Source organism: Nostoc sp. TCL240-02 (genome assembly GCF_013343235.1).
Lineage (GTDB): Bacteria > Cyanobacteriota > Cyanobacteriia > Cyanobacteriales > Nostocaceae > Nostoc.
Map to the genome: position 1 here is coordinate 7,364,504 of NZ_CP040094.1, position 19,178 is coordinate 7,383,681.

Below are 19,178 nucleotides of genomic sequence, written 5' to 3' on the forward strand. Positions count from 1 at the left end.
CGATACCTGCTACAAGATTACTATTTACAAAAGTGGTTAGTGCGCTAATGTTTATATATGTCTAACTTTTGTAAGATATCTTTTCCAGGAACTGATTACCCTTCCCTGACTCTGCAACTATATCAAAATTTGTCTGAACATCTCACGATTCAGAATTCACCTGTTTTGTTTGGTTGTCGGACTGGTATTTGTGGCACTTGTTTGGTTGAGGTTGTTGGTAATATTTCTCCTCCTAAACCTGATGAGCAGGAAATGTTGGAGATGTTAGCAGCTAATCATCCTCATGCGCGGTTAGCTTGTCAGGTTGATGTTACAGATAATGTTGAAATTCGCAGGAATATTGGCTTCTGAGGTTGCCATAATTCAAATACGATCGCTCTCACCCACTATGCAATTTGCAGACTTTTGGTATATTGTCGCACTCAGCAACCAACTACAACCTAACAAGGTATTATCACGTAGCATTTTAGGAGAATGGTTAGCGATATTTCGCGATGAAGATGGACAACCCGTAGCTTTGCGCGATCGCTGTTTACACCGCAATAGCCGTCTATCATCAGGTAAAATCTGTGACGGTGCTTTACAATGTCCCTATCATGGTTGGGTATATGACGGGGTTGGAAACGTGATTGCTGTTCCAGCCGAAGGAGATGACTTTAAACCTTCGCCACAGCGTCGAGCCAAGAGTTACGCTACCAAAGAACAGGATGGCTATGTTTATGTGCGGTTAGCCGATACCCCAAGTATTAATTTTGAACCCTTTTCTATGCCTAACTACGGACAAAGAGGATGGGAAACGGTACGAGTAATTAACCGTTTTGCTAACAAAGTTACTAATTGTGCGGAGAACTTTATTGATATTCCCCATACGGCTTTTGTTCATCCTGGGGTTTTCCGTACTTCCCGCCAACAAAAGTTAGAGATGACTGTAGAACGCTGCAATGGTTCGGTTTTGGTGGAGTATCGCAAGGAAAATAGTAATTTGGGATGGTACAGCCGTTTTCTGAATTTGCAGAATGCAGAGATTAAACATAGCGATCGCTTTTATATGCCCAATATTACCTCTGTAGAGTATAAGATGGCACATAATCGCCATTTGTTCATTACCAGTCAATCTATTCCAGAAAATGATAATTCAACTCTGGTTTACACCGATGTCACCTATAACTATGGTATCTGGAATAAATTAGCGCGTCCCTTTGTGCGGTGGACTGCTCAACATATTATCCGCCAAGACGTGGAAATTTTGGGTATTCAGGGAGAAGCGATCGCTAAATACGGGACACAATTTTATAATACGCCTGCGGACACAATTCATATATTTGTAGAGTCAATTATAGCGGCTATATCTCGTGGAGAAGATCCACGTTTATTGCCAAATCAATCAGTAGAAGTTGCATTTTGGGTTTAAAAATAATTCGTAATTAATCAATATCAGTGTGAGCAATCAAAAGTGGAAATACAAAGCTTTGCACAATTACTAATTTTTGGTACTTTTATCGGATTAGTTAGTTGGACTATTACCAATCAGCTTGGACGAACTCAATTTAAACTAAAAACTCGTGAAGATTGGTTGCTAGATGGTACAGGATTAACGATTCAAGGAATTTTTATTCCCTTACTACAAGCTACTTTAGTTTATTCGCTATATCAACATTTATTCCCGCTTCACCAAGGAAATTTAAAACTAACAGTAATACCGACTTTTATCATCAATTTTATTGTAGTTGATTATTTCTATTATTGGAATCATCGTTTATTGCATACTAAATTGTTGTGGAAAGTTCATCAAGTCCATCATACTGTTACTCAGATGGATGTATTAGGAACTTCTCGCAACACACTTTGGACAAGTTTGTTAATTATATATTTATGGATACACACTCTATTTGTATATCTGTTAGCCGATCCCACAGGTTATTTACTTGGAGTCAGTCTAACTTCTGCCTTAGATTTATGGCGACATAGCCGCTTGATGATCCCTGCAAATACTAGGTTATATCAATTTTTATCTTCTTGGTTAATCTTACCACAGGATCATGCTTGGCATCATTGCAGCGAAGTCCACAATTATAACTATGGAGCTAATCTGAAAATTTGGGATAAGTTACATGGAACATATTATGAAAGCGAAAAATTGCCATCTATAATTGGAATTCCTATCTCATTAAACTTGTTCCAAAAACTTTTATTTCCATTTGCATGACAGTTATCAGCAAAATTCTTTCGTTTTTTCCCACCTTTATATTATTGCTAACTGGTGCAGCAATAATATACCTCGCCTATTCACCCAATATCTTCAGCATTCTGGCGGTGTTGCTTTCTATTTATGGGCTACCAGTGCTAGTTTACCGCTTACATGAATGGGTTTATCCTGTGCGCGAGGGTATTAGTTATCTACTAGGTGAAGAATATAGTCCTTGGTGGGGTAGTCATCAAATCCAGGTAATTTATATTGCAATTCCGGTGTTGGAAGCAGTGCTGCGACTGATTCCGGGGGTATTTTCCTGTTGGTTGCGATTGTGGGGTGCTAAAGTGGGGCGAGATGTATACTGGACAACAAGATTGGAGATTGCCGATCGCAGTTTATTAGAAATTGGCGATCGCGTCGTTATCGGGCATGGTGTCGGGATCTATTCTCACATTATTAAACCCCGCAAGCAAAATTTAATGTTGTATGTCAAAAAAGTCCAGATTGGCAGCAATGTTTTTGTCGGTGCTGGATCTCATCTTGCTCCCGGTGTAGTCGTTGCTGATGGTTCTTATGTACCAGCAGCCACCAACCTTTATCCTAATCAAAAGGTGCAATAATGCGTCCGATTATTCAGCTTTTTGGGCAAATCCTCGCGCCAACTGCGAGGCGATTTTATCGAGCTTTGGATAAGCCAGAGTTAATGCAGACATCTGTAAAAAGGGAAATTTGCGATCGCCTAATCAAAAGTGAGTATGGTAAAACCTTGGGGATTCATTCTGTAGACGATTGGCAGCGTGTACCAATTGTAGATTATGATGCGCTCGAACTCTACTTAAATCAAAAACATCAGCAAATTTCTCTGACACCAGAACCCATTTTGTTCTATGAAAAAACCTCCGGTAGTAGTGGGGCTGTAAAATGGATTCCTTATACTCAATCTTTGCGGCGATCGTTTAATCAAATGTTCTGTGTATGGGCGCATGATTTGATTGTACATGGTCCGAAATTTTCCACAGGCAAGATTTATGCTTGTATCTCGCCGCAATTAAATGTAGCTGATAGCCAAACTTTACAGAACGATTTAGATTATTTAGATGGCTGGTTGCGTTGGTTTTTACGTCCTTGGTTGGTGATGCCAAATAAACTTAATCGGCTGCATGATGCGAACTTGTTTAAACATCAACTGGCTTTGGCATTATTAGAGGCAGAAAAACTAGAAATTATTTCTATTTGGAGTCCTAGTTTTCTGCAAGTACATTTAAAATATATTCAAGAAAATCAGGATTTCTTGCGAACGAAATTACACAACCGGATTTCACCTCATCGCCTGCAACTCCTGTGCGAAAGTAATATTCCCTGGCTGCAACTCTGGCCAAATTTGAAGCTGATTTCTTGCTGGGATAGCGCTAATGCAGCAGATCAGGCTCAGGGATTACGTTTGCAATTTCCAAGTGTATTAATTCAAGGTAAGGGATTACTAGCAACGGAAGCCCCAATAACGATTCCGTTGATTGTCGCTGGAGGATGTGTGCCAGTTCTTGATGAAGTTTTTTTCGAGTTTGAGGATGAGGCTGGTTCCTTGTATGGTTTACATGAACTCCACACTGGCAAGGAATACACGATTATTTTATCCCAAAAAGGGGGATTGTATCGTTATCGAATTGGCGATCGCATCCGAGTAACTCATTACTATCGCCACACTCCCTGTTTAGAGTTTCTCGGACGACATCAAGCCGTTAGCGATTTGGTGGGCGAAAAGTTGCAAGAAACTTTGGTAAATAACGCTCTGACTATGTTGAACTTGCAAGAAACTAATTTTAAAAGTTTGATGCCAATTGCCAATCCTCCCCACTATATTTTATTACTAGATTCGGCAAAAGAAAGCCCAGAAATTATTGCCGAACAACTGGATTTGGCTTTATCAGAATCATATCATTACCAGAGAGCTAGAACCCTCGGCCAACTTGTACCACCACAGGTTTTAATCTCTAATCAAATTCCTGAAGTTTTAGTTTCCCATCGTATCCGCACTGGAAGTATTTGGGGAGGTATTAAGCATCCAATTCTGGCAACATCACCTATTAGCAATGAACTTTTACAAGAGTTGAAGTTGCAAATTGCTCAGAAATAGCTAATCCCTTACCTGTTTAGCAATTTTCCAACAGTCATTATCTGCGATCACTTCTGTGGTAAGTTTCTTTGGATAATTTATTTATTGAAAATATCTAAGTATTAAAAAACACATTCGTATCAGCATAAAGATGTACGTCCCGGAGATAAGATGTTTTTTACTATTAATAAATTAATAGAATTTCGTTCTGTAGATTTTGAAAAATGTAGAAGAATACTACAACCAGTTCAATATAAAAGACATGAAATGTTCGTCCCGCAACGCTAAGGCATATCTAAGCGGATTATTGCGATAAGGCGATCGCTAGATGCCATATTGATATACACGGAGACAAAAAAGTGCAAATTACTAAGCGCAACGTTGAGTTAAGAGTCGATGGCAGTTTGATGCGTGTTTATGTTGCGGCTCCTAAAGCAGCAGGAAAATACGCTGGTATTGTCTTTTACAGTGATATTTATCAGCTAGGCGATCCAATGATTCGTCTTGCTAACTACTTAGCAGGATATGGCTATGTAGTAGCAGCACCAGAAATTTTTCACCGAATTGAGCCAGTTGGTTTAGTAATAGAGCCAGACGATCTGGGAAGGATGCGGGGAAATGACGATGCGCGTCGAACCTCCGTAGCTGATTATGATGCTGATTGCCTTGCTGTGATTGAATTTCTAAAAGCAGAGAGTGCGATTTCCCCAAACCATATAGGCACTTTAGGCTTTTGTATTGGTGGACATTTAGCATTCCGCGCAGCATTTCAAAGCGAAATTCGGGCTGCCGTTTGCTGTTACCCTACTGGTATTCCCAGTGGCAAACTGGGTAAAGAGGTAGCCGATACAATCCAGAGAGTAAGTGAAATCAAAGGCGAGATGCTAATGGTGTTTGGTACTCTTGACCCTCATATACCAGATAGCGATCGCAAAACCATAATCAAAGCAATTGAGAACGCTAACATCCCTCACAAAGTTTTCTTGTATGAAGCAGAACATACATTCATGCGCGACGACGGTTATCGTTATGATTCTAGTGCTACCACCGCAGCTTGGTCTGAAATAATAACTTTCTTGGGGCGCATATTTGCAAAATGAAAACTACTATTGTTGCTTTCTTCGCGTCAATTCTGAGTTGTCTGCAAAGCTAATAACCCAGCACCATAAGCAGGTTCATACCTCGGAAAAATCACATTTACATTAGGAAAATTTTTAACAAGAGACGCTGCAAATCTTTCATGGATCTTGCATCTACCGCGCCATACACTTCCCGTTGTGACTACCTTTAAAACTGAGTCAGCATTAAAAATTGCATCAATTACTGTAAATGTAGCTTTTACTAACTCTTTTACAGCATCATCAATTATGATATTCGCTACAATATCACCTGACGCTGCTGCCAAATCTACAACTGGTGCTAAAGCCGCAATCTGTTTAACTCCCCATTCTCGCCGATATATTAATTCTATTAAATCTTCTATACTTTCCAAATCAAGATGCTGTTTGAAATCCTCTACCAAACTCGTTGATATCTCCCGTCCATCATAAGATTTTAATGCTGCGTTCATGCCTGCGATCGCAATTTTATAAGCGCTACCTTCATCTCCTAGAATATACCCCCAGCCGCCGACTCGCTTAGTATGTCCTTCAAGATTTCGTCCGAAAACTATCGAACCAGTACCTGCTGCAACCACAATTCCTACAGACTGACCAATTCCACCAACTAAAGCAATTAAAGCATCGTTACAAATTACAATATTCTCTGGTTGTAATGCCCAATTAATAGGCAATTTATTATTCTGTAACTCTTTAACTAAACCTTTCACTACTTCGATATCTGTTGCACGACCTACACCTGCTAAACCCAGACATATCGCATCAATATTCACAGTATTTGTAATTATTGCTGCCTCAACCGCATTTTTAATTGCAGATTTAATAGATTCTAAAGTTGCTTCAATACCTATACTTTGATAATTCGATGGGCCTGCTTCACCGTAACCTAGCACTTGACGCAAGTCATTCATTAAAACACAAACAGTCTTGCTTCCACCGCCATCTATTCCTAAAACATAACTCATGGGTTGTAATAAGATTACTGATTTTGATGCTTCGATTCTTCCTTCAAAGGAATAAAAAAGATAGCAATCATCCCAGGAATAGTAAACAAACAAACCAAGACAAAAAATAATGGATAGCCAAAAGACTTTTGGAGATAACCGCTAACTAATCCAGGTAACATCATTCCTAAAGCCATAATGCCAGTGGATATGGCAAAATGAGAAGTTTTATATTCGCCTTGGCAAATATACATTAAATAAACGCTAAAAGCTGTAAATCCAAAACCATACCCAAATTGCTCTAATGAAACCAAGGGATATATTAATTTTAACGAAGGTTTAGCATAAGCCATATATACATAAAATATATCAGGCAAGTTTAATGCCAAAGCCATAGGAAATAGACACTTTTTTAATCCATATTTTGAAATTAGCAATCCTCCTAAAATTCCTCCACAAATCAGGGAGATTACCCCAAAAGTACCGTATACTAGCCCAACATCTGACGTTGATAGCCCTAAGCCTCCTACTTCTGGTTTGTCCAATAAAAACAAAGAGGCTATCTTGACAAGCATCGCTTCGCCAAATCTGTAGAGCAAGATAAAAGCTATAATACTGATAATTTTATCTTGAGCAAAATATGAGCTAATGATAGACCAAAATGGTATATTTTCTCTAACTTGTATTTGCCGTTGGTTATCTGATTCCGGTAATGGTAAAATTAAGCGATGGGAAATAAACAGGATTGCTAAAATTAAAGCTGAGAATCCAATAGCAATAGTCCAGCTTAAAGGAATGTTGTTGAGAGATACTTCAAGCTGACCTGCTAAGACGACTAATATTCCTGAACCGAAGATAACAGCCATTCTATAAAACAGTGAGCGAATGCCGACAAAGAAGGCTTGTTGTTCTGGAGATAAGGCGAGGAGGTAGAAGCCATCTGTAGCAATGTCATAAGTTGCAGAAATAAATGCTCCTATTGTTAATGCTACAAGGGAGATGAAAAAGAAATTTGGCAGTTGTAGGGAGAAGGCTATTAAACCCAAACAAGCGAACATGGCAAATTGGGTATAGAGTATCCATTTGCGTTTGGTAGAGTAAATATCAATGATTGGGGCCCAAAACATTTTGATGACCCAAGGTAGATAGAGGAAGCTTGTCCAAAGGGCAATTTGGGCGTTATCGATTCCGAGTTTTTTGTAAAAGATTACGGAAACTGTGTTGATGATAATGTAAGGGATGCCGGAGGTGAAATAGAGGGTGGGAATGAATTTCCAAGGGGAGGTTGTTTGGTGTTTCATGGATTTGGGGAACGAACCGCGTTCGCGCTTCGCGTCTCGTAGAGAAGGCACGAAGTACACGAAGGAAGAGTTAAGAAGAGAGGATAATGCGTTTGATGCCTTGTTTTAGGATGGGGACGTTAAAGTTGATTAGAAGGGCAAGGGGATGTTTGGTCATTTTGAGGTAAGAGATGACTTGGGATTCATGGATAGGAGCTAGGTTTTGAACGGCTTTTAATTCAACAACTACAACATCACCAACGAGAAAATCTAATTGTCCCTCGCCAACGGGATGCCCTTTATATTCCACTGCCACTGGATGTTTAGATTTATGAGGTATTCCACGCATTATAAATTCCAGTTTTAGCGCCTTGTGATACACCTCCTCCAAAAATCCTGGCCCCAACATCCTATGTACCTCAATCGCTGCGCCAATCACAGCATACACTAGCTTCTCCGGCTCATCACCAAACTGCCTCATCCTTCTTTCCTCTTCCTTCGCGTACTTCGCGCCTTCTCTACGAGACGCGAAGCGCGAACGCGGTTCGTTTCCATAATCCCCCTCCAACCCTATGGCAAAATTTATAAAAGTCCTTCCTTAGTTTTCCCAGCATGACCGCAACCATTCCCAATCTCCCTAGTCTCTACGACCCCTTTTCCACCGAAGCCAAGTGGCAAAAATTCTGGGAAGACAACCAAGTTTACAAAGCTGACCCCACCAAAGGCGGCGAACCCTACTGCATCGTCATTCCCCCCCCAAATGTCACCGGCAGCTTACACATGGGTCACGCCTTTGAAAGTGCCCTAATTGATACCCTCGTGCGCTACCACCGGATGCAGGGACGCAATACCCTATGGCTACCCGGAACTGACCACGCCAGCATTGCTGTGCATTCTATGCTGGAAAAGCAACTCAAAAAAGAGGGTAAGACTCGCTACGAATTGGGGCGCGAGAACTTCCTAGAACGCGCTTGGCAATGGAAAGCGGAGTCTGAGGGAACGATTCTGAATCAGCTACGACGCTTGGGTGTCTCGGTGGACTGGTCACGGGAAAGGTTTACCCTGGATGAGGGTTTATCTAAAGCTGTTGTCGAGGCATTTACTTGCCTCTACGAGGAAGGCTTAATTTATCGTGGTGAATATTTAGTTAACTGGTGTCCAGCTTCCCAGTCGGCTGTGTCTGACGTGGAAGTGGAAAATCAAGAGGTGAATGGAAATCTCTGGCACTTCCGCTATCCCCTCACCGATGGTTCCGGTTTTGTAGAGGTAGCGACAACTCGACCAGAAACGATGCTGGGCGATACAGCAGTAGCAGTTAATCCCAATGACGATCGCTACAAACATCTCATTGGCAAAACTCTAACTCTGCCAATTCTACAACGAGAAATTCCCATTATTGGCGATGAATTCGTTGATCCCACCTTTGGCACAGGTTGCGTGAAGGTGACTCCCGCCCATGACCCGAACGATTTTGACATGGGTAAGCGTCACAATCTGCCGTTAATCAACATTATGAACAAAGACGGCACTCTCAACGCCAATGCTGGTGAGTTTCAAGGACAAGACCGCTTTGTTGCGAGAAAAAATGTGGTTTCTCGCCTAGAAGCAGATGGCTTTTTGGTGAAAATAGAAGATTATAAACATACCGTTCCCTACAGCGATCGCGGTAAAGTACCTATTGAACCCCTCCTCTCAACTCAGTGGTTTGTCAAAATTCGCCCCCTAGCTGATAACACTCTGGAATTCCTCGACCAGCAAACTTCGCCAGAGTTTGTCCCTCAACGCTGGACTAAGGTGTATCGTGATTGGCTAGTAAAACTCAAAGATTGGTGTATCTCTCGCCAATTATGGTGGGGACACCAAATTCCGGCTTGGTACGCTATCAGTGAAACGGATGGGCAAATTACCGATAACACGCCGTTTATAGTAGCAAAATCAGAAAGCGAAGCTTGGGAAAAAGCTAAATCACAATTTGGCGAAAATGTCAAGTTAGAACAAGACCCAGATGTGCTAGATACTTGGTTTTCTTCTGGACTCTGGCCGTTTTCGACTTTAGGCTGGCCGGAACAAACTCAGGATTTAGCAACTTACTACCCGACTACTACTTTGGTGACAGGCTTTGACATCATCTTTTTCTGGGTAGCTAGAATGACAATGATGGCTGGGCATTTTACGCAGCAAATGCCTTTCAAAACAGTTTACATCCACGGCTTGGTGCTGGATGAAAAAGGTCAGAAGATGTCAAAGACCAAAGGTAATGGCATTGATCCATTGTTATTAATTGACAAATATGGTACTGATGCCCTGCGCTATACCCTAATTAGGGAAGTGGCTGGCGCGGGTCAAGATATCCGCTTAGAATACGATCGCAAAAAGGATGAATCAGCATCTGTAGAGGCATCCCGCAACTTTGCAAATAAGTTGTGGAACGCAGCCCGGTTTGTGATGATGAATTTGGATGGACAAACGCCGCAACAATTAGGGAATCCAGTAGCCACAGAATTGAGCGATCGCTGGATCATCTCGCGGTATCATCAAGTTGTCAAACAAACCACTAATTACATCAATAATTACGGTTTAGGGGAAGCAGCAAAAGGACTCTACGAGTTTATTTGGGGTGATTTCTGCGATCAGTATATTGAACTAGCAAAATCCAGATTGCAAGCAGATGCCGAGCCCGCATCACGGCGGGTAGCACAGCAAACCCTCGGTTACGTGCTGGAAGGAGTTTTGAAACTGCTTCATCCCTTCATGCCTCATATCACCGAAGAAATTTGGCAAACTCTCACCCAACAACCAGCAGATTCTCTACAAACTTTACCATTGCAAATCTATCCTCAGATAGATGCAAATTTAATTGATTTAGCTTTAGAAGAACAGTTTGAATTACTGATTGCTACTATCCGCACAATTCGGAATTTGCGCGCAGAAGCGGATATTAAGCCAGGGGTAAAAGTGACAGCGAATTTGCAAACTGAAAGTGAAAAGGAGCGGGAAATCCTCACTGCTGGACAGTCTTATATTAAAGATTTGGCGAAAGTTGAGACTTTAACTATTACTGACAAAGAAAAAAGCCAAACTATTGCTGCTAAAAAACCTCAGAGGGGTTTGAAGATAATTGCCTTAGTTCTTGTGGCCATTGTCTTTGGTAGATTGGGTTTAGCTGCGGGAAATGCCATTGATGACATTCCCTTAGTCGGAACTTTCTTTGAAATGGTGGGTTTTGGTTACACAGCTTGGTTTGTTAGCCAAAATTTGCTAACCGCTCAAGCGAGGCTTAGGTTATGGGGACGCTTTTTCCCACAGACAGAATCACAACAACTACAAGAACCAGAAAATGCGATCGCTGGTGTAATTGGTACAATACAAGTGCTAATTCCTCTTAATGGCGTAGTGGATATTGAAGCTGTGCGTGCCAAACTAGAGAAAAGCCTAAGTAAAGCTGAAGCCGAAGTTCAATCCCTCAGTACCAGATTAAACAACCCTAGTTTTGTGGATAGAGCCAGAGCCGATGTGGTAGAGGGAGCGCGGGATGCCTTAGCAGAAGCACAAAAACAAGCTGAAATTTTGCGCGATCGCCTAAAGGCGTTGTCTTAGGTATCGCCTGCATGACTTAGGATAACTGTAATGGGTAATGAGAGTGTCAATAATTCTCGATTACCCATCACCAATTAACAAGATTCAAATATTAATTCTGGAACTTATTATTTTATTAAATTTTTTTAATTTTTAATTTTTAATTTTTAATTGGAGCGAAGCGACCCTCATGCTATATCTAGCCCAGGTGCGTAAAAACGATTTTTTAGACCAGCACCAGTTACGCTTGTTGGCGCGTCAAGAAGCTGATAACTTGTGGGCGATAATTCCAGAAGAGGCTTTCATTCTGCTAGGAAAGGGAAAGAGCATGAGTGAGAACTTGCTTGTTTTAGTAGAACTTTCCTCAACAGGCGACATTGAAAGAATAGAAGACGCTACCAACTGGGTACTCCATTTGGTACAAAACTACCTCACCATCGGTATTACCCCAGAATTTTTGCAGCACGAAGCCGAGCGAGCAGAACATTGGCGGCAATCCTTGACGTTGCAAAACCAAGATTTAGCGAGGCGTTCCTTAGAATTGGAAGCTCGTCGCGAACAAATTCAAGCCTTAGAAGAAAGCCTCAAACGCGAGAAGAACGGTTATCCCCAACAGGAAAGTTAAAAGCAATGCTTTTAAGAGCCTCCAGACTCGGACAAATTATCCTCCGGGTGACATTGAAGAAAATTTAGAAATTCTTTCCTCAAAGTCAACCTGAGAATTTCATTCACGGGTATTGGATTTAAGTCAATGTCAACATAAAAATTTTTACTCATATGGCATAGGTGAATAAAGCGCAACATCATACATAATTACTATCAGTATGCTGTATTCTTAACTTCATCGATAAATAGCTTTTCGAATAAATGCTTAATTTTATTTCCTATTTGCTTTTGGCTCAAGCGACACCTTCTCCAGCATCTGAACCCCAGGAAATCTTCATTCCGCAACAAACAAGACCTTTACCTGGCAATCTTGATGCAATACCAGTATTTAACAGTAATAACCCAGAAGTCGTTCAGAGTGAAGGTATTCTGCTGTCTACATTTCCTCCTCAAGGTAAAAAAGTGCCAACCGCACACCTGAACTTTCTATGGAAGGGACGCTTTGATTTGTTTTCTCATCATATTGCTCGAGCCATTGAGACTCCAAATGATTTGCGGACTCTTTATTTGGGGGTGATTGTTTACAATCCAAGCGATCGCCCTGCAACTATAAATATATTGCAAGCAGCCAGTTATGTTAGTCAACCTGATGCACCTTTTCTCAAATTTCCCTCTATGCAGTCAAATAATTCGGGAAACATTTATGCTGGGCCTGGCGATCGCGTCATGAATGATGTGCTACGAGGAAAACGACAGTCAGGATGGCCAGCGCAGTTAGTAATTCCACCAAAACAAAGTCGGATGTTAATGAATCATCCAATTCCAGTGCGTCCTTTAACACCGCCATTGAATGGGCGTTCTACTTTGTTGCGTTTGTACAGTGATAGTCCAGTTTATATGGCGAACCTAGCCATGTTTGCCAAACTAAATCCAGATGCTACTGAACGAGCGCCTACTTTAAAAGAATGGGAGAACTTGTTAGAAAATGGTGATTTTGCGGGGCCGCGTGAACCGGCCCCTAGTCCTCCAAATAACCTGACAGCGACAGCAGAAATTTATGGCCGGGTAGCAGCGGTAGCTATTGGCTCTCGTTGGCAAGCACAAGTTACCGACTCCAATAGTTCATACCTGACAATTCCTGCTTCAGGACAAGCTTTTTCATACGGTTTAAGTACCCTCTTAGCAGGCAAAATGGGTACTGGACAAAACCAAACTGCCAAACTTGCGGTGCGTTATCCTGGTACTGCTTACGAAGCCCACGGCAACTATGGCATTGAATACAACATCTCTTTACCATTAATCAACAATACGAGCAAAACGCAAACCGTAAATGTGCTTTTTCAAACGCCTATCAAAGAAGATGACTTAAGCAAACCTGGGCTTCGCTTTTTTTCGCCACCTCAACCATCCGTCTTTTTTCGAGGCACAGTTCGTATTCGCTACAATGATGATAATGGCTTACCCAGAACCCAATATTGGCATTTAGTTCAACAACGAGGACAGATGGGAGAACCACTTGCTCAATTAAAAATGTCTCCAGGCCAGCTGCGAATGGTAAAAGTAGATTTTCTCTACCCACCAGATGCTACGCCCCCTCAAATGCTGACAATTCAAACTTTAGACCAAAAATAAGGCAAAGGAAAGAAGGCAGGACTTGCATTCCTTTTTCGATTCACCGTTTTTTATTCTTGGTTAACGGAGAGCAATTTTTTTGGTGAAATGGGTTGCAATCAAGACTCCGTTCACAATTACTAAGCTAAAACACATTTAATTTGCAGATTAAAATTTTTGGGCATCTTGCCTGTCCCAATGATGCAAGTTAAATTTGGAACTGATTAACTCAAAACAATATTCTAGTGGTTTACTGCAATCACATTACAGGCGAAAAGGGAAGCTTTAAAAATGTATAATTCATAATTATGCTTCAAGTGGTGATAAATCCGAGACTCAAAACTTCGGGAAATTTAAACACCACTTGAAACATCAATGCCATTATTAGGTATCCGGTAAAAAGCCTTTTTAATTACAAATTAAGTTTAAACAACCTCAAGAAGCTTCTGAACAGCTTCGCTGAACTGCTCGTAAGGAGAAACTCCCACAATGGTTTCTGCTAAAATGCCATCTTTGAAAATTAAAACTGCTGGAATACTGCGAAGACCGAATTTTTTGAAAATCGGCTTATTCCTATCAACGTCTACCTTAACGACTTTGGCGCGGCCTTTGTATTCTTCAGCAAGTTGCTCCATCAAAGGACTGACAAGCCGACAGGGGCCACACCAAGTAGCAGTAAAATCAACAACAACAACTTTCTCTTCACTTCCATTTAAAACAACATCAAATTCACTTTCTTCAACATAAGCAACTATCTGAGTATCAGCAGACATTTTTTAATTCCTTAGTATTAAACTAAAATTGCAGCAAAAATCTTACTATACAAACTATACCTTCTTCTGTCCGTCAGGTTCACCAGCCACCTGTATTGGCAAATCCCCGCTACTGAGCAAAAGTCAGTAGCAGGGATTTAATAATTTTACATCTGGTGCCGCAACTACGCCCGCACTTCTCTACGAGACGCTGCGCGTAGCTTGTTCCCCGGAGGGGTACGACAAAGCTCAGTGACCATCGTAGACATCGCACCTACCAACCTACCTAATCCAAAAACCTCACACCTTCAGGATGTAGAAGATATAGAAGCATCATCTCGATCAAACAGTTCTAACAACCCAATGGTGCCTACAAAAAAAGTATAAGTGGCATATTGTATTGGCATCTTTTTTCTTGAAGGTGCATAAAAAGCTGCTATAATAGCTTCGATAAAATGGCACGTCATAGCAAAACGCTCAATGCAAAAAATTGGATTAAGGCTGCTGGGAATATTACTATTAGTTATTAATGCATAAATATTCCATGATTCTAATCCAATTGCGCTGGATATAAGAATTGTAGATATAATTTTTACCATTGTAAAAATTTTTCTCTTTATAAGTTTTAAGTTCATACCACTCTCAAAACAATCGTTGAAAATTCTCTACAAAACTCGATGAAGTAACAGATAAGTTTATCTGTGATAACCTACGCAAAAAATATCTCAAACTTTTATTTCTCGGTGTTCTCTGTGCCTAGCTTTCCTGTTACTCATGCGTAAATCCTATAGTCAACCAATCTTATATCATGATTTACATTTTTGTAAAAGCTCCTAAAAAAATGGACATGGTGTATTAAGTCTGCCATACCCATAAACACTATGAGTAATGAAAATTAATTTATCAGATATTTAAAAAATGATAAAAGTGTGGAATAATGCATTGGTGATAAATTTAGTCGAAATAAGAGTCATAAGTCAGGAGCCAGAATGGGCTAAACGTCTTGCTACTGCTAACAGAATAAATTCTGTACAACTGGCTGATAGCAAAGCGTAAAGCCTGCGTCATAGCAACTCTTAGAGGTTGTTTGAAAAGTATTTAATTATGACTTTAGGCATTTTAGATCCGCCCTAACCCCATTAAAAAGGGGGAAACTATAATCAAAGTCCCTCTTTTTAAGTGGGATTTAGAGGGATCTAAAACTTTTGATACCGATAAAAGGACTTTTCAAACATCCTCTTGAGAGTGTCTTGATTCTGACTAGAGCTAACTGAAACTTCTGAATTCTTCTTCAATCCCCCTCTAGATATTGATAAAAAATGTAAACCTATGATTGCTCAACATGACAACTCAATTCACGTTGAAAACGACTTGCTTCAACAAATCCAAATTAAAGAAAATCAGTTAAGAATTGCCCAAGAATCTAATATGATCCATGTAGTAGAAGCACTACAGAGTCAGTTATTAAAGTTGCAGTGTCAATTATCAGAGCCGCAAGACGTTGAAGTTCAAGCATTGATGAGTTTGCTAGACGAGTAAAATTGTACCTTTTTGTTACAAAGGTTATTTAAAACACAAAAACTCTGTCTATGGAAAGCAGAGCCTAGTTACTGTGATGCCTGAAAGTGCGATTTATGTGCTATAATTTACAGCAATCCAAAGTATCAGTATCATAAAATCACAATACTTCCGACTTAGATAACATACAGGGCTCAGATTTGATTTTTACAAAGCTAGGTAAAACTCAAAGAAGCTTTTTGTTGCCTATTGCCTTTTGCCTACCCACGCCGCGCGAACATAAATAAAAGCTGACTACTATATTAGAGTTTTTGCTGCGTAGGTGGTCTTTTAATCTGCTGTACTGACTCAATCTTTAGAACAGGTTTAATTGAGCGCAGTTGCCTTTGCCTAAGAATTTGAATTTCTCTCTCAATCGAATCTTTTCCTTGTCTAAAAAAGTCTTGAGAATTATATGGAACTAAGTCACGGGATAAACTTTGAGCTTGTGCAGGAGTCAAACTAGGAAGGGGTTGTTCAGCATTGGCAGAACTTTGTACAGCCAGTAAAAAAGCTGTTGAAATCAGTAAGAGTTGGCTTTTTATACATCTAGTTAATATCAGGTTTAACATGATTGATACATCTGTTGTGTAACTGCTGCTTCAAACCATCTTCTGTTGGTCTTACTATAAGCAAGCTACACTTATTGGCTTGTTAATTACCTCCCGCAAATGGGTGAATTAATCAGTTAAACTAACTTATTAAATATTTTGAACTGGCTGATATAGGAATATACTTTGATTTTTTTTCGTGCAGTGGCGTAGCTATACTTACTTGCGTGGGTAGGAAAGAGGCAAGAGGCAATAGAAAAAAAGCCTCTTTGAGTTGTACGGAGTTTTTTCAAAAATCAAATATGAGTCCCACGTCATCCAAGGTGCTAAATAGGAAACAGTTCTGTTAGGTTGGGTCGTACTCTTGGGAATAATACTACTTGGGCGATAGTCTCGATATATCTCAGTGAGAGTACTGTATTATATACTTATTGTCTGTAACTGCTAATACTAAATTATGAAATCGTATTTTATACAAGTATTGTTGGGTAAAATTAGACAATTATCAACTGAAATATTGGCTGAAACATAGTTAATCTAGATTTTGTACTTGCTAATCGTTAAATTACATAAATACTAATTTACACTAAAATATATCAGTATTTTAACTGTTGCCTTGCCAGTTAATACTTACTTAATATGTAGCACAATCTTTATCCTTATCTTAGTCATTGTGAAATCTCTTCTACAGACTTACTTAGAACAAGAAATTTGGATATTAGTACGAGAGAAGTGGTATTTCGCCACAATTATTGGAGTTTGGGATGATTTGTTGTGGTTTAAACATAGAACTTACAACAAAGATACAGAAGAGGATACTCTCTGGGAAATGGTTGTAAAAATAAGTGAAGTAGTTGCTATCGATAAAGTTAGGTCTGTTATTAGTAGAAAACCAGATGTGCTGATTTCACGGCTACTAGAAACTGAGCAAGCTACAAACGATTATCATCAAGATCATGAACATTAATTAGCTTAATAGTAAAAATACTTGCTTGTCTCTTACTATTCATTGATAAAACTTGAGACAAGCGGTATAAATCAGTAAGCTAAGAGAATAAAGATATTCACACAACGGAGGTTTAATAATAATCTGATAGACTATCTTAAATTTGAAATTATAAAAGCTGGTAACCCAGGGCTGATAACTAAATATGAGTGAAGCCTTATTCTGTATCGAAAATCTGCGAGTTGCCTATCCTCAACGGAGTGGAGAAGAGGCAAGCTGGGCGGTTGATGATGTATCTTTCACCTTGCAACCAGGTGAAATAATGGGATTAGTGGGAGAGTCAGGTTGTGGTAAGTCAACTATCGGGCGGGCAGTAATGCGTTTACTACCAGCCTCTAGTTGTGTTGAGGGAAAGGTGACATTTCAAGGACAGTCGGTGCTTGACTTGATGCCTAACCAGTTGCGGAAATTTCGAGGAGAGGCGATCGCCTTAATTTTTCAAGATCCCATGACACGCCTCGATCCGTTGATGACGATTGGTAAACATTGTATCGAAACCCTTCAGGCGCACTCACCAGAATTATCAACGCGGGAAGCCAAAGAAAAAGCACTTGCTACCTTAGCAAAGGTGAATATTCCCGCTAGTCGCTGGAATCAGTATCCCCACGAATTTAGCGGTGGAATGCGCCAACGGGTTGCGATCGCTTTAGCTTTACTCCTCAACCCTAAGTTAATTGTTGCCGATGAACCCACCACCAGTTTAGATGTCACCGTCTCCGCGCAGATATTGGAAGAATTAACTCGCCTGTGCGGTGAAGAAAATATGGGATTGTTGCTGATTTCTCACGATTTAGCAATGGTGGCTGAGTATTGCGATCGCATTGGCGTGATGTACCAGGGCAAAATGGTTGAAATGGGTTCTACAGAAACCGTCTTTAGACAACCTCAACATGAATACACGCGATCGCTTTTAAAAGCAGCTTTACACATTCAAGCAGTAAACGATGATGGAGAATTGATAATTGCCAACGACTCAGAAAAGCAATTACCGATTATTAATAAGCAATCTCCAATTTTGAGTATTACAGACCTTAAGCAATACTACACCATAGAACCTAACTTTATCGAACGACTGTTTAACACACAAGCACAGACAATAAAAGCAGTAGATGGTATCAATCTGGATATTTATCCAGGAGAAATTCTCGGCTTAGTCGGTGAATCAGGTTGTGGTAAAAGCACACTATCACGAACAATCCTGCAACTAATTCGTCCCACCAGTGGCAAAGTTAAATTTTTAGGACAAGATTTAACTACACTGTCACCTCAAGAAATTCGCTCCTCACGGCGACAAATCCAAATGGTTTTTCAAGATCCCCATGCTTGTCTCAATCCAGCGATGACTGTGGGACAAAGTATCGCCGATCCTTTATTTATCCACAATTTAGCCGCTCCTGTTAAGGCAAAAGAACAGGTTTTGTGGATGCTAGAGAAAGTTGGGTTAACACCCTCAGAAGTATATTATGAGCGTTATCCATCAGATTTATCTGGAGGGCAACAGCAAAGAGTTGCGATCGCTCGTGCTTTGATTACTCACCCTAAACTTTTGATTTGCGATGAACCTGTGAGTATGTTAGACGCTAGCGTGCAGTCGCAAGTGCTAGATTTGATGTTGCAATTAAAGGAAGAATTTGAGTTAACTTATCTATTCATCACTCACGATCTCTGGTTAGCTAGATTTTTGTGCGATCGTATTGCCGTGATGAATGGTGGCAAAATTATCGAACTCGGTCTGACAAAAACTATTTTTGCCAATCCTCAGCACCCTTATACCAAAACACTACTAGCTGCTGCCCCCTTACTAGCACGCGCCTAGCTCAACAAAGTGAGGAGTTATGAATTACTAACTCCCCACTCCTAACTCGTGTAAAGA

General features: G+C 40.3%; 18 protein-coding genes. 12 read left to right on the forward strand and 6 right to left on the reverse strand.

Annotation, left to right across the window (positions count from 1 at the left end; translation table 11 throughout):
• Positions 1-57: 57 nt before the first annotated feature.
• From FBB35_RS31555 to FBB35_RS31580, 6 genes are all read left to right on the forward strand, one after another.
• Positions 58-351, forward strand: a complete 294-nt coding sequence (locus tag FBB35_RS31555) for a 2Fe-2S iron-sulfur cluster-binding protein (RefSeq protein WP_174712897.1) — start codon at positions 58-60, stop codon at positions 349-351.
• A 37-nt stretch (positions 352-388) separates the two neighbouring features.
• Positions 389-1,411, forward strand: a complete 1,023-nt coding sequence (locus FBB35_RS31560; RefSeq protein WP_174713845.1) for an aromatic ring-hydroxylating dioxygenase subunit alpha — start codon at positions 389-391, stop codon at positions 1,409-1,411.
• A gap of 42 nt (positions 1,412-1,453) precedes the next feature.
• Entirely contained in the window at positions 1,454-2,206 is a 753-nt protein-coding gene (locus tag FBB35_RS31565) for a sterol desaturase family protein (RefSeq protein ID WP_174712898.1), read from the forward strand.
• On the forward strand, positions 2,203-2,811 hold the full coding sequence (locus FBB35_RS31570) for an acyl transferase (RefSeq protein WP_174712899.1): 609 nt from the start codon (positions 2,203-2,205) through the stop codon (positions 2,809-2,811). Before FBB35_RS31565 ends, FBB35_RS31570 begins: the two co-directional genes overlap by 4 nt.
• Positions 2,811-4,325: a GH3 auxin-responsive promoter family protein gene (locus tag FBB35_RS31575; RefSeq protein WP_174712900.1), complete on the forward strand. Its 1,515-nt coding sequence runs from the start codon at positions 2,811-2,813 to the stop codon at positions 4,323-4,325. Before FBB35_RS31570 ends, FBB35_RS31575 begins: the two co-directional genes overlap by 1 nt.
• Positions 4,326-4,663: 338 nt before the next feature.
• The gene (locus FBB35_RS31580; RefSeq protein WP_174712901.1) at positions 4,664-5,404 is read left to right on the forward strand and encodes a dienelactone hydrolase family protein; all 741 of its coding nucleotides are present in this window, start codon (positions 4,664-4,666) and stop codon (positions 5,402-5,404) included.
• A 26-nt stretch (positions 5,405-5,430) separates the two neighbouring features.
• Here the strand turns inward: FBB35_RS31580 and FBB35_RS31585 are convergent, their stop codons facing one another.
• From FBB35_RS31585 to FBB35_RS31595, 3 genes are all read right to left on the reverse strand, one after another.
• Positions 5,431-6,387, reverse strand: a complete 957-nt coding sequence (locus tag FBB35_RS31585; protein ID WP_174712902.1) for an N-acetylglucosamine kinase — start codon at positions 6,385-6,387, stop codon at positions 5,431-5,433.
• A 14-nt stretch (positions 6,388-6,401) separates the two neighbouring features.
• Complete coding sequence (locus tag FBB35_RS31590) at positions 6,402-7,667, reverse strand: MFS transporter (protein ID WP_174712903.1); 1,266 nt, start codon at positions 7,665-7,667, stop codon at positions 6,402-6,404.
• Positions 7,668-7,737: 70 nt separating this feature from the next.
• Positions 7,738-8,127, reverse strand: coding sequence for a GxxExxY protein (locus FBB35_RS31595; RefSeq protein ID WP_174712904.1), 390 nt, complete (start codon positions 8,125-8,127; stop codon positions 7,738-7,740).
• A 131-nt stretch (positions 8,128-8,258) separates the two neighbouring features.
• Between FBB35_RS31595 and FBB35_RS31600 the strand changes: the two genes are divergently transcribed.
• From FBB35_RS31600 to FBB35_RS31610, 3 genes are all read left to right on the forward strand, one after another.
• The gene (locus FBB35_RS31600) at positions 8,259-11,243 is read left to right on the forward strand and encodes a valine--tRNA ligase (RefSeq protein ID WP_174712905.1); all 2,985 of its coding nucleotides are present in this window, start codon (positions 8,259-8,261) and stop codon (positions 11,241-11,243) included.
• A gap of 169 nt (positions 11,244-11,412) precedes the next feature.
• Complete coding sequence (locus FBB35_RS31605) at positions 11,413-11,847, forward strand: hypothetical protein (protein WP_174712906.1); 435 nt, start codon at positions 11,413-11,415, stop codon at positions 11,845-11,847.
• 242 nt (positions 11,848-12,089) lie between these two features.
• Positions 12,090-13,460, forward strand: coding sequence for a DUF3370 domain-containing protein (locus tag FBB35_RS31610; protein ID WP_174712907.1), 1,371 nt, complete (start codon positions 12,090-12,092; stop codon positions 13,458-13,460).
• A 404-nt stretch (positions 13,461-13,864) separates the two neighbouring features.
• On the opposite strand, the gene trxA is transcribed toward FBB35_RS31610, so the two are convergent.
• Positions 13,865-14,212, reverse strand: a complete 348-nt coding sequence (gene trxA, locus FBB35_RS31615) for a thioredoxin (RefSeq protein ID WP_174712908.1) — start codon at positions 14,210-14,212, stop codon at positions 13,865-13,867.
• Positions 14,213-14,499: 287 nt separating this feature from the next.
• Entirely contained in the window at positions 14,500-14,826 is a 327-nt protein-coding gene (locus FBB35_RS31620; RefSeq protein ID WP_174712909.1) for a hypothetical protein, read from the reverse strand.
• Between the two features lie 694 nt (positions 14,827-15,520).
• On the opposite strand from FBB35_RS31620, the gene FBB35_RS31625 reads away from it, so the two are divergent.
• Complete coding sequence (locus FBB35_RS31625; protein WP_174712910.1) at positions 15,521-15,730, forward strand: hypothetical protein; 210 nt, start codon at positions 15,521-15,523, stop codon at positions 15,728-15,730.
• Between the two features lie 281 nt (positions 15,731-16,011).
• Here the strand turns inward: FBB35_RS31625 and FBB35_RS31630 are convergent, their stop codons facing one another.
• Positions 16,012-16,320 (reverse strand): hypothetical protein, encoded by a 309-nt coding sequence (locus FBB35_RS31630; protein WP_174712911.1) that lies wholly within the window; start codon positions 16,318-16,320, stop codon positions 16,012-16,014.
• 652 nt (positions 16,321-16,972) lie between these two features.
• Here FBB35_RS31630 and FBB35_RS31635 point away from each other — a divergent pair.
• Both FBB35_RS31635 and FBB35_RS31640 read left to right on the forward strand, forming a co-directional pair.
• On the forward strand, positions 16,973-17,266 hold the full coding sequence (locus FBB35_RS31635; RefSeq protein WP_174712912.1) for a hypothetical protein: 294 nt from the start codon (positions 16,973-16,975) through the stop codon (positions 17,264-17,266).
• A gap of 184 nt (positions 17,267-17,450) precedes the next feature.
• Positions 17,451-19,121 carry an ABC transporter ATP-binding protein gene (locus FBB35_RS31640; protein ID WP_174712913.1) on the forward strand — a complete coding sequence of 557 codons (1,671 nt, stop codon included), beginning with the start codon at positions 17,451-17,453 and terminating at the stop codon, positions 19,119-19,121.
• Positions 19,122-19,178 lie beyond the last annotated feature (57 nt).

Excerpts from the sequence above, each read along its gene's own strand:
- FBB35_RS31555 (WP_174712897.1), top strand. The coding sequence starts at position 58 with ATGTCTAACTTTTGTAAGATATCTTTTCCAGGAACTGATTACCCTTCC.
- FBB35_RS31560 (WP_174713845.1), top strand. The coding sequence starts at position 389 with ATGCAATTTGCAGACTTTTGGTATATTGTCGCACTCAGCAACCAACTA.
- FBB35_RS31570 (WP_174712899.1), top strand. The coding sequence starts at position 2,203 with ATGACAGTTATCAGCAAAATTCTTTCGTTTTTTCCCACCTTTATATTA.
- FBB35_RS31575 (WP_174712900.1), top strand. The coding sequence starts at position 2,811 with ATGCGTCCGATTATTCAGCTTTTTGGGCAAATCCTCGCGCCAACTGCG.
- FBB35_RS31585 (WP_174712902.1), bottom strand. The coding sequence starts at position 6,387 with ATGAGTTATGTTTTAGGAATAGATGGCGGTGGAAGCAAGACTGTTTGT.
- FBB35_RS31590 (WP_174712903.1), bottom strand. The coding sequence starts at position 7,667 with ATGAAACACCAAACAACCTCCCCTTGGAAATTCATTCCCACCCTCTAT.
- FBB35_RS31595 (WP_174712904.1), bottom strand. The coding sequence starts at position 8,127 with ATGAGGCAGTTTGGTGATGAGCCGGAGAAGCTAGTGTATGCTGTGATT.
- FBB35_RS31600 (WP_174712905.1), top strand. The coding sequence starts at position 8,259 with ATGACCGCAACCATTCCCAATCTCCCTAGTCTCTACGACCCCTTTTCC.
- FBB35_RS31605 (WP_174712906.1), top strand. The coding sequence starts at position 11,413 with ATGCTATATCTAGCCCAGGTGCGTAAAAACGATTTTTTAGACCAGCAC.
- FBB35_RS31610 (WP_174712907.1), top strand. The coding sequence starts at position 12,090 with ATGCTTAATTTTATTTCCTATTTGCTTTTGGCTCAAGCGACACCTTCT.
- trxA (WP_174712908.1), bottom strand. The coding sequence starts at position 14,212 with ATGTCTGCTGATACTCAGATAGTTGCTTATGTTGAAGAAAGTGAATTT.
- FBB35_RS31620 (WP_174712909.1), bottom strand. The coding sequence starts at position 14,826 with ATGAACTTAAAACTTATAAAGAGAAAAATTTTTACAATGGTAAAAATT.
- FBB35_RS31625 (WP_174712910.1), top strand. The coding sequence starts at position 15,521 with ATGATTGCTCAACATGACAACTCAATTCACGTTGAAAACGACTTGCTT.
- FBB35_RS31630 (WP_174712911.1), bottom strand. The coding sequence starts at position 16,320 with ATGTTAAACCTGATATTAACTAGATGTATAAAAAGCCAACTCTTACTG.
- FBB35_RS31640 (WP_174712913.1), top strand. The coding sequence starts at position 17,451 with ATGAGTGAAGCCTTATTCTGTATCGAAAATCTGCGAGTTGCCTATCCT.